We start from the raw sequence: 9,654 nt of genomic DNA, 5'->3' as shown, positions 1-9,654 counted from the left end.
CGGGCGGCGCCGCATGAGCGCCCGCGCCGGCGCGGCGCCGCCCACCCCTGTCACCACACGAGGAGAGACTGTGCCCACTGTGCCCCCGGCCGAGAAGGCTGCCGACGCGGTGGACGTGACCGCGCTGCTGGAGCGCGGCCGGACGCTGGCCACACCGGTGCTGAGGGCCGCCGTGGATCGTCTCGCGGCGCCCATGGACACCGTCGCCGCCTACCACTTCGGCTGGATCGACGCCGAGGGCAACCCGGCCGCCGGGGACGGCGGCAAGGCGGTGCGCCCCGCGCTCGCGGTGATGTCCGCGGAGGCCGCCGGCGCCGCCCCCGAGGTGGGCGTGCCCGGAGCCGTCGCCGTGGAACTGGTCCACAACTTCTCCCTGCTGCACGACGACCTGATGGACGGCGACGAGCAGCGCCGTCACCGCGACACCGTCTGGAAGGTGCACGGCCCCGCCCAGGCCATCCTGGTGGGCGACGCCCTGTTCGCCCTCGCCAACGAGGTCCTGCTGGAACTGGGCACCGTCGAGGCGGGCCGGGCCACCCGCCGGCTGACCGCCGCCAGCCGGGCCCTGATCGACGGCCAGGCCCAGGACATCTCCTACGAGCACCGCGAGCGGGTCACCGTCGACGAGTGCCTGGAGATGGAGGGCAACAAGACCGGCGCGCTGCTCGCCTGCGCCTGCTCCATCGGCGCCGTCCTCGGCGGGGCCGACGACCGTACCGCGGACGCCCTCGAACGCTACGGCTACCACCTCGGCCTCGCCTTCCAGGCCGTCGACGACCTGCTCGGCATCTGGGGCGACCCGGACTCCACCGGCAAGCAGACCTGGAGCGACCTGCGCCAGCGCAAGAAGTCCCTGCCGGTGGTGGCCGCCCTCGCGGCGGGCGGCCCGGCCTCCGAGAAGCTGGCGGAGATCCTCGCCGCCGACGCGAAGGCCGCCGACTTCGAGAACTTCTCCGAGGAGGAGTTCGCCTCCCGCGCCGCCCTGATCGAGGAGGCCGGCGGCCGGGCGTGGACCTCCGACGAGGCGCGCCGCCAGCACGCCGTCGCCGTCCGGGCACTCGACGAGGTGGAGATGCCCACCCGGGTGCGGGAAGAGTTCGTGGCGCTCGCCGACTTCGTGGTGGTTCGCACGAGATGATCCCGGAAGGTCCGAGCACCGCGTAGTCGCCGGCGGCTTCCGGGGGAGCCGGCCGACGGCGGACCCGCAGCAGACACGCCACTGCAGGAAGGGGAAGCCATGACCGCGACAACCGACGGAAGCACCGGCGCGCCGCCGAGCCGCGCCGACCCGGTGACCGTAACGACGCCGGCCGGCCTCACCGGCCGGCCCCCCGGGGACGGGTCGGCCGGCCTCCGGGAGGCCGCGGCCCTCGCCGCCCGCCGCGCCACCGACCTCCTGCTCGCCACCCAGGACGCCGAGGGCTGGTGGAAGGGCGACCTGGAGACCAACGTCACCATGGACGCCGAGGACCTCCTGCTGCGCCGGTTCCTCGGCATCCTCGACGAGGAGACCGCGCACGCCGCCGCCCTGTTCGTCCGCGGGCGGCAACGCGAGGACGGCACCTGGGCCACCTTCCACGGCGGCCCCGCCGACCTCTCCACCACCGTCGAGGCCTACGTCGCCCTCCGCCTCGCCGGCGACACCCCCGACGCCCCGCACATGGCGCGGGCCGCCGCCTGGATCCGCGCGCAGGGCGGCATCGCGGCCACCCGGGTCTTCACCCGCATCTGGCTCGCCCTCTTCGGCTGGTGGCGGTGGCAGGACCTGCCCGAACTGCCGCCCGAGATGCTCTTCCTGCCGAAGTGGTTCCCGCTCAACATCTACGACTTCGGCTGCTGGGCCCGGCAGACCATCGTGCCGCTCACCGTCGTCTCCGCGAAACGCCCGGTACGCCCGGCGCCCTTCCCGCTCGACGAACTGCGCGCCGGCCCCGCCGGCCGCACGCCCGCGCCCCCCGCGTCCGCCGCCGGCTGGGACGGATTCTTCCAGCGCGTCGACTCCGCGCTGCGCCGCTACCGCAAGGTCGCCCCGGCCCCGCTGCGCCGGGCCGCGATGAACGCCGCCGCCCGCTGGATCGTCGAACGCCAGGAGAACGACGGCTGCTGGGGCGGCATCCAGCCCCCGCACGTCTACTCCCTGATCGCCCTCCACCTGCTCGGCTACGACCTCGGCCACCCCGTGATGCGGGCCGGCGTCGAGGCCCTGGACCGCTTCGCGGTGCGGCGCGAGGACGGCTCCCGCATGATCGAGGCCTGCCAGTCGCCCGTCTGGGACACCTGCCTCGCCGTCATCGCCCTCGCCGACGCCGGACTGCCCGCCGACCACCCCCAGCTGGTGAAGGCCGCCGACTGGATGCTCGGCGAACAGGTCGTACGGCCCGGCGACTGGTCCGTGCGCAGGCCCGGACTGCCGCCCGGGGGCTGGGCGTTCGAGTTCCACAACGACAACTACCCCGACATGGACGACACCGCCGAGGTGGTCCTCGCGCTGCGCCGGGTCGCGCACCACGACCCGCAGCGGGTGGAGCACGCCGTCGCCCGGGGCGTCCGCTGGAACCTCGGCATGCAGTCCGCCGGGGGCGGCTGGGGCGCCTTCGACGCGGACAACACCGGCGCGCTGCCCAACAGGCTCCCGTTCTGCGACTTCGGCGAGGTCGTCGACCCGCCGTCCGCCGACGTCACCGCCCACGTGGTGGAGATGCTCGCGGTCGAGGGCCGGGCCGACGACCCGCGCACCCGGCGCGGCGTGGACTGGCTGCTGCGCGAACAGGAGCCGGACGGGAGCTGGTTCGGCCGCTGGGGCGTCAACTACCTCTACGGCACCGGCTCGGCCGTCCCCGCCCTGATCGCCGCCGGGCTGCCGGCCGGGCACCAGGCCGTCCGCCGGGCCGTCGCCTGGCTGCGGTCCGTGCAGAACGCGGACGGCGGCTGGGGCGAGGACCTGCGGTCCTACCGGGAACCCGGGCGGTGGGCCGGCCGCGGCGACTCCACCGCCTCGCAGACCGGCTGGGCGCTGATGGCCCTGCTCGCCGCGGGGGAGCGCGGGTCCGAGGCCGTCGAACGCGGCGTCGCCTGGCTCGTCGCCACCCAGCGGGAGGACGGCGGCTGGGACGAGCCCCAGTTCACCGGCACCGGCTTCCCGTGGGACTTCTCCATCAACTACCACCTCTACCGGCAGGTGTTCCCGCTCACCGCGCTCGGCAGGTACCTGAACGGGGAACCCTTCGCCGCGAAGGCCCGCTGATGGGCCCCCCGCCCGCGCCGCACCCGTCCGGCCCGGGCCCCGCCCCGTCCGCCCCGGCCCCGCTGCTGGTGGCCTGCGCGCTGGGCATCGAACAGCTCGCCCTGCGCGCCGCCGCCCGCGCCACGGGCCGGGGCGGCGGACCGGCCGGACCCGTCACCGTGCTGCGCACCGGCATGGGCGCCGCCGCGGCGCGCCGCTCCGTGGCCCGCGCCCTGGGCGCCGGCCCGCTGACCGACGCCGCGGTGCTGGCCACCGGTTTCTGCGCCGGACTCGCCCCCGGCATGAACCCCGGCGACCTCGTCGTCGCCGAGGAGACCCACGACCCGGAGGGCGGCGTCCGGTGCACCGCCACCGGGCCGCTGGTCAAGGAGCTCACCCGTGCCCTGCCGGGCCGGACCGTCCACACCGGAATCCTCACCGGCACGGACCACGTGGTGCGCGGCGCCGAACGGCGCGCCCTGCGGGCCGGCGGCGCCGTCGCCGCCGACATGGAGTCCGCCGCCACCCTGCTCACCGCCGTCCGCGCCGGAACCCGTCCGGTCGCCGCCGTCCGGGTGGTCGTGGACGCCCCGGAGTACGAACTGGTACGGATCGGGACATTCAAGGGTGGAATGACGGCGTTCCATGTGCTGTGCCGGGTGCTCCCGGCCTTCTTCGCATGGCACCGTTCCCTGCCGTCCCCCAGGAGGTGAGCCCAGATGGCCATGCCGCTGCGCCAGTCCGTCACGGTCGCTACATATCTGGCCCGACAGAAGCTCCGCCGCCGTGACAAGTTCCCGCTCATCGTGGAACTGGAGCCGCTCTTCGCCTGCAACCTCGCGTGCGAGGGATGCGGCAAGATCCAGCACCCCGCCGGAGTCCTCAAGCAGCGCATGCCGGTCGCCCAGGCCGTCGGCGCGGTCGTCGAGTCCGGCGCCCCCATGGTGTCCATCGCCGGCGGCGAGCCGCTGATGCACCCCCAGATCGACGAGATCGTCCGCCAGCTCGTGGCCCGGCGCAAGTACGTCTTCCTCTGCACCAACGCGATGCTGCTGCGCAAGAAGCTCGACCTGTTCGAGCCCTCCCGCTACTTCGCCTTCGCCGTCCACATCGACGGCCTGCGCGAGAGGCACGACGCCTCGGTCGCCAAGGAGGGCGTCTTCGACGAGGCGGTCGCGGCCGTCAAGGAGGCCAAGCGGCGCGGGTTCCGGGTCACCACCAACTCCACCTTCTTCAACACCGACACCCCGCAGACCGTCGTCGAGGTCCTCGACTACCTCAACGACGAACTGGAGGTGGACGAGATGATGATCTCGCCCGCCTACGCCTACGAGAAGGCCCCCGACCAGGAGCACTTCCTCGGCGTCGAGCAGACCCGCGAGCTCTTCCGCAAGGCCTTCTCCGGGGGCAACCGCCTGCGCTGGCGGCTCAACCACTCCCCGCTCTTCCTCGACTTCCTCGAGGGCCGCGCCGAGTTCGACTGCACCGCCTGGGCCATCCCCAACTACTCGCTCTTCGGCTGGCAGCGCCCCTGCTACCTGATGAGCGACGGATACGTCCCCACCTACCGCGAACTGGTCGAGGAGACCGACTGGGAGAAGTACGGCCGCGGCAAGGACCCGCGCTGCGCCAACTGCATGGCGCACTGCGGCTACGAGCCCACCGCCGTCCTCGCCACCATGGGATCCCTCAAGGAGTCCCTGCGCGCCCTGCGCGACACCGTCGCCACCAACCGCGCCAACCGGCCGGAGAGGCGGGCCGCGGCCGTCCGGGAACTGCCGTGACGGGCTTCGACCTGGCCGCCCTGCTCGAGGACCGCTCCGCCGAGCGGTACGCCCTCCACGAGCGGTACCTCAACCACCAGCTCCCGCGGATGCTGCGCACCCTCGGCTTCGACAAGGTCTACGAGCGGGCCGAGGGCGCCTACTTCTGGGACGCCGAGGGCAACGACTACCTGGACATGCTGGCCGGCTTCGGGGTGATGGGCCTCGGCCGCCACCACCCGGTGGTCCGCAAGGCGCTCCACGACGTCCTCGACGCCCGGCTCGCCGACCTCACCCGCTTCGACTGCTCCCCGCTGCCCGGGCTGCTCGCCGAGCGGCTGCTGGCCCACAGCCCGCACCTGGACCGCGTCTTCTTCGGCAACAGCGGCACCGAGGCGGTGGAGACCGCCCTGAAGTTCGCCCGCCGCGCCACCGGGCGCCCCCGGGTCCTCCACTGCGACCACGCCTTCCACGGACTGACCGCCGGCTCCCTCTCGGTCAACGGCGAGACGGGCTTCCGGGACGGCTTCGGCCCCCTGCTGCCGGACACCGCCGTCCCGCTGGGCGACCTCACCGCGCTGGAACGCGAACTGGCGCGGGGCGACGTGGCCGCGCTGATCGTCGAACCCGTCCAGGGCAAGGGCGTGCACGAGGCCCCGCCCGGCTACCTGCGCGCCGCCCAGGAACTTCTCCACCGGCACCGGGCGCTGCTGATCGCCGACGAGGTGCAGACCGGACTGGGGCGCACCGGCGACTTCTACGCCTACCAGCACGAGGAGGGCGTGGAGCCGGACCTGGTCTGCGTGGCCAAGGCGCTCTCGGGCGGCTACGTGCCCGTGGGGGCGACCCTGGGGAAGGACTGGATCTTCAAGAAGGTCTACTCCTCCATGGACCGCGTCCTGGTCCACTCCGCGAGCTTCGGGTCCAACGCGCAGGCGATGGCCGCGGGACTCGCGGTCCTCTCGGTGATCGAGGACGACCAGATCGTGGCGGGCGCGCGGGCCACGGGGGAGCTGCTCCGGTCACGGCTGGCGGCGCTCACCGACCGGTACGAGCTGCTCGCCGACGTGCGGGGGCGGGGCCTGATGACCGGCATCGAGTTCGGCCGCCCGCGCTCGCTCAAGCTGCGGGGGAGGTGGGCGATGCTGCAGGCGGCGCGCAAGGGGCTCTTCGCGCAGATGGTGGTGGTGCCGCTGCTGCGACGGCACCGGATCCTCACCCAGGTCTCCGGCGACCACCTCGAGGTGATCAAGCTGATCCCGCCCCTGATCATCGGCGAACGGGAGGTCGACCGCTTCGTCACGGCCTTCACGGCGGTGATGGACGACGCCCACGAGGGGGGTCTCGTGTGGGACTTCGGCCGCCTGCTGATGAGGCAGGCGGTGAGCAACCGCTAGCTGTACTGCCTCGCGACGGGGCTCCGCCCGGCGTCCGGGCCATCTTGCCTCTGAGGCAAACAATTTGCCCCGAGGGCAAAAAGCTGGCTGAATAGTCACATGCCCGACCCAGCTCCCGCCCCGGGAGACCTTCCCAGCGTAGCTCCGACGCTCCGCGCACTCCGCCACCGCGCGGGCCTCACCCTGGAGGCGGCCGCCCGGGCCGCCGAACTCTCCCCGGCCCACCTCTCCCGCCTGGAGACCGGCCACCGCCAGCCCTCCCTGCCCGTCCTCCTCGGGCTCGCCCGCGTCTACGGCACCACCGTCTCCGAGCTGCTCGGCGAGACCGCACCCGACCGCGAGGCCGTGGTGCGGGCGGCCGACGCCCCGGAGACCCGCGCCGGCGGCTGGAGCTACCGGCCCGCCGGGGCGCCGGGCCGCGCCATGCAGGCCCTCAAGGTCCGCATCCCGCTCAGCGGCGGCCCCCAGGACCAGGTGGTCCGCGTCCACCCGGGCGAGGAGTGGCTGCACGTCCTCACCGGACGGCTCCGCCTCGACCTGGGCGACACCACCCACCTGCTCGGGCCGGGCGACAGCGCCCACTTCGACTCGCTCACCCCGCACCGCCTGGCCCCCGACGGGCCGGACGGCGCCGAGCTCCTGTTCGTCCACACCCTGCTGCAGAGCCCCACGGCCGCACTGTGCCTCGGTCCCGAGGCGAACGCCGGCCACCCGACCCCGTCTGGAGTGCCCACGTCATGACGACCCCCGACAAGAAGAACGTCGAGGACAAGTTCCCCCGCGCCCTCTGGATCCGCCTCTTCGTCTACATCGTGGCGGGCCACCTCTTCGCCGGTTTCATCTGGCTGCTCTTCGAGGCGGGCGCCCGCGCCAACTGAGGCCGAGGGCCGGCCGGGCCGGAAGCGGGCCCGGCGGGGCCACGAGGGCCGGCCGGGCCCGCACCGGGCGCCGTCAGTCGAGGAGCCGCTCCCGCAGCCGCTCCCGCAGCTCCGGCGTCACCCCGAGGCCCCGCGTCAGGTAGGCGTCGACGCCGCCCCAGTTCTCCTCGATGGTCTCGAAGGCCGCCTCCAGGTACTCGAGCCGCGCGTCGAACAGCGGGCTCAGCAGCTCCGTGATCTCCGGCGTGTACGGGTCCGAGGACTCGCCGCCCCGGTGCAGCTTGTAGCGCCGGTGCTTGGCTCCCGACTTCAGGTAGTCCTCGGTGATCGCCTCCCGCTCCACGCCCAGCGCGAGCAGCGTGACCGCGATCGACAGCCCCGCCCGGTCCTTGCCGGCCGAGCAGTGCATCAGCGCCGGCACGCTCTCCTCGGACAGGGCGCGCAGCACCCGGGCGTGCTCGTCGGTGCGGGTGAGGATCGTCGCCCGGTAGGAGGCGATCATGCGCTGCTCGGCGCGGCCCTCGCCCAGCAGCGGCCGGAGTTCGTCGATGCCGCCGCGGCGGACGCGCTTCCAGAACTCCGCCCCGTCGGCCGGGTCGGACAGCGGCAGCCGTACCTCCCTGACCCCGGGCAGCGTGATGTCCGGCCCCTCGAGGCTCCGGTCGGCGTCGTTGCGGAAGTCGAAGACGGTGTGCAGGTCGAGGGAGGCGAGGAAGGCGGCGTCCTCGGCGGTCGCGCTCGCCAGATGGCCGCTGCGGTACAGCACACCCGGCTTCACCTTGCGCCCGTCCTCGGTGGGCATCCCGCCCACGTCGCGAAAGTTGCGCACTCCGGCGAGCCGGGGCTCGGTCGACGGGACCTGCTGCGTCACGGGGGGCTCCTCCCACTAGGCCCCGCCGGTGCGGCAGCCGACGGGTGCGTTCTGACGATACGACATGGCCGACCAGGGAAAGGAGGGTGCCGCCCCGCCGGACGTCCCGCCGCGACACGCATACGAACAATCACAATACGGACAAATCTCTCGAATAATGTCTTGTCCCGGTAAAGCGCAACTTCCCCTGACCTGGGGGAGCGTGGGGAGCGGCCGGGTGAGCAGCCTCATACCGGTGACCGAGCGTCGTCGGCGCCGGCGGGGCAACTTCCGTGCCGACAGCGGGACTTGCCTGGCCCGCGGCGACTCTCCGTGACCATTTTGCACTTAAGTGATCACAAAAAACTCACCTTCGTGCAAATCCCGTACTTGTCCCGTTGCTCCCCAGTCGCATACGTTCACGATCCGATCCGGACGGACGCCGAATCCTGCCGCCGCCCGGATCCTTCACACTCACCCGAGTAACCCGAGTACGGCAGGAGCGGGGGACCCACAGGTACGTGCCTGTTCCGGTCTCCGGAACGGGCTAGGGGTTGAGCCGCGCCCAGCGCGGCCGGGCATCTCCAGCCCGCACCCGACAGCTCACCTCGCAGGCGACGGAGAGGACAACGTCATGCCCGCGAAGCGTCACAAGCACCGCCGTCCCACCGGCGTCCAGCGCCTCACCCGCTCCATCGCCGTCGCCGGAACCGGCGCCGTGGCGCTCGGCCTGCCCCTGTTCGGCGCGGCCGGCGCCCACGCGGCCGCCCCGCAGCACAACGTCCAGGGCGTGCCGGCCGCCGCGAAGAAGGCGGCCTCCGAGACCTACACGGTCAAGAAGGGCGACTCCCTGTCGAAGATCGCCGACAAGAAGAAGGTCGCCGGCGGCTGGAAGAAGCTGTACAAGATCAACCGCGACGTCGTCGGTGACAACCCGCGCCTGATCAAGCCCGGCACCAAGCTGGAGCTCGGCAGGAAGGCCGCCGCCAAGCCCGCCGAGGCGAAGGCCGCGCCCAGGACCGAGGCCCCGAAGACCACGGTCGCCGACGCGGCCGCCGCCGGTGGCTGGACCGCTCCCGCGGACGCGGCCCTGGGCACCGCCTACCGCACCGCCGGCAGCATGTGGTCCAGCGGCTACCACACCGGTGTCGACTTCGCCCTGCCCACCGGCACCCCGCTGAAGTCCGTCGCCGCGGGCACCGTGGTCTCGGCCGGCAACGGCGGCGCCTACGGCAACCAGGTCGTCATCCAGCACCAGGACGGCATGTACTCCCAGTACGCCCACCTGTCGCAGCTGTCCGTCTCCGCCGGCCAGACCGTGACCGTCGGCCAGCAGATCGGCCTGTCCGGCGCCACCGGCAACGTGACCGGCCCGCACCTGCACTTCGAGATCCGCACCTCGCCCGAGTACGGCTCCGACGTGGACCCGGTCGGCTACCTCCGCTCGCACGGCGTCAGCCTCGGCTGACGCCCGCGGGACCTTACGGTCGAGCGCGGACCGAGGGCCGCACTTCCCTTCCGGAAGTGCGGCCCTCGGCGTTCG

General features: G+C 73.2%; 9 protein-coding genes and 1 riboswitch. Of the genes, 8 read left to right on the top strand and 1 reads right to left on the bottom strand.

All coding sequences use genetic code 11. From position 1 onward, the window contains the following. The first annotated feature begins 13 nt into the window (after positions 1-13). The 7 genes from A2U95_RS01570 to A2U95_RS01540 all read left to right on the top strand — a co-directional run bounded on the left by A2U95_RS01570 (position 14) and on the right by A2U95_RS01540 (position 7,261). The gene (locus A2U95_RS01570; RefSeq protein WP_166020451.1) at positions 14-1,138 is read left to right on the top strand and encodes a polyprenyl synthetase family protein; all 1,125 of its coding nucleotides are present in this window, start codon (positions 14-16) and stop codon (positions 1,136-1,138) included. A 99-nt stretch (positions 1,139-1,237) separates the two neighbouring features. Further along, on the top strand, positions 1,238-3,244 hold the full coding sequence (gene shc, locus A2U95_RS01565) for a squalene--hopene cyclase (protein ID WP_166020450.1): 2,007 nt from the start codon (positions 1,238-1,240) through the stop codon (positions 3,242-3,244). After that, positions 3,244-3,936, top strand: coding sequence for a phosphorylase family protein (locus A2U95_RS01560; protein ID WP_166020449.1), 693 nt, complete (start codon positions 3,244-3,246; stop codon positions 3,934-3,936). The genes shc and A2U95_RS01560 overlap by 1 nt, the downstream gene beginning before the upstream one ends. Positions 3,937-3,942: 6 nt before the next feature. Beyond that, complete coding sequence (hpnH, locus tag A2U95_RS01555; RefSeq protein WP_166020448.1) at positions 3,943-5,007, top strand: adenosyl-hopene transferase HpnH; 1,065 nt, start codon at positions 3,943-3,945, stop codon at positions 5,005-5,007. Then, positions 5,004-6,383, top strand: coding sequence for an aspartate aminotransferase family protein (locus tag A2U95_RS01550; RefSeq protein ID WP_166020447.1), 1,380 nt, complete (start codon positions 5,004-5,006; stop codon positions 6,381-6,383). The genes hpnH and A2U95_RS01550 overlap by 4 nt, the downstream gene beginning before the upstream one ends. Before the next feature lie 99 nt (positions 6,384-6,482). Next, the gene (locus A2U95_RS01545) at positions 6,483-7,124 is read left to right on the top strand and encodes a helix-turn-helix domain-containing protein (RefSeq protein ID WP_166020446.1); all 642 of its coding nucleotides are present in this window, start codon (positions 6,483-6,485) and stop codon (positions 7,122-7,124) included. Continuing rightward, the gene (locus A2U95_RS01540; protein ID WP_151770514.1) at positions 7,121-7,261 is read left to right on the top strand and encodes a DUF6126 family protein; all 141 of its coding nucleotides are present in this window, start codon (positions 7,121-7,123) and stop codon (positions 7,259-7,261) included. The genes A2U95_RS01545 and A2U95_RS01540 overlap by 4 nt, the downstream gene beginning before the upstream one ends. Before the next feature lie 73 nt (positions 7,262-7,334). On the opposite strand, the gene A2U95_RS01535 is transcribed toward A2U95_RS01540, so the two are convergent. Further along, a complete protein-coding gene (locus A2U95_RS01535; protein WP_166020445.1) occupies positions 7,335-8,132 on the bottom strand; it encodes a tyrosine-protein phosphatase in 798 nt (265 codons plus the stop codon). A 444-nt stretch (positions 8,133-8,576) separates the two neighbouring features. After that, positions 8,577-8,741, top strand: a riboswitch (cyclic di-AMP (ydaO/yuaA leader). 4 nt (positions 8,742-8,745) lie between these two features. On the opposite strand from A2U95_RS01535, the gene A2U95_RS01530 reads away from it, so the two are divergent. Continuing rightward, a complete protein-coding gene (locus tag A2U95_RS01530; RefSeq protein WP_166020444.1) occupies positions 8,746-9,579 on the top strand; it encodes a M23 family metallopeptidase in 834 nt (277 codons plus the stop codon). Positions 9,580-9,654 lie beyond the last annotated feature (75 nt).

This window comes from Streptomyces chilikensis (genome assembly GCF_001642695.1).
Classification (GTDB): Bacteria; Actinomycetota; Actinomycetes; order Streptomycetales; family Streptomycetaceae; genus Streptomyces; species Streptomyces chilikensis.
The sequence above is the reverse complement of the archived record's forward strand: the minus strand, read 5'-3'. Positions and strand labels throughout refer to the sequence as shown.

What these genes read in the sequence shown, in the direction of transcription:
- A2U95_RS01570 (WP_166020451.1), top strand. Translation starts at nt 14, where the DNA reads ATGAGCGCCCGCGCCGGCGCGGCGCCGCCCACCCCTGTCACCACACGA.
- shc (WP_166020450.1), top strand. Translation starts at nt 1,238, where the DNA reads ATGACCGCGACAACCGACGGAAGCACCGGCGCGCCGCCGAGCCGCGCC.
- A2U95_RS01560 (WP_166020449.1), top strand. Translation starts at nt 3,244, where the DNA reads ATGGGCCCCCCGCCCGCGCCGCACCCGTCCGGCCCGGGCCCCGCCCCG.
- hpnH (WP_166020448.1), top strand. Translation starts at nt 3,943, where the DNA reads ATGGCCATGCCGCTGCGCCAGTCCGTCACGGTCGCTACATATCTGGCC.
- A2U95_RS01545 (WP_166020446.1), top strand. Translation starts at nt 6,483, where the DNA reads ATGCCCGACCCAGCTCCCGCCCCGGGAGACCTTCCCAGCGTAGCTCCG.
- A2U95_RS01540 (WP_151770514.1), top strand. Translation starts at nt 7,121, where the DNA reads ATGACGACCCCCGACAAGAAGAACGTCGAGGACAAGTTCCCCCGCGCC.
- A2U95_RS01530 (WP_166020444.1), top strand. Translation starts at nt 8,746, where the DNA reads ATGCCCGCGAAGCGTCACAAGCACCGCCGTCCCACCGGCGTCCAGCGC.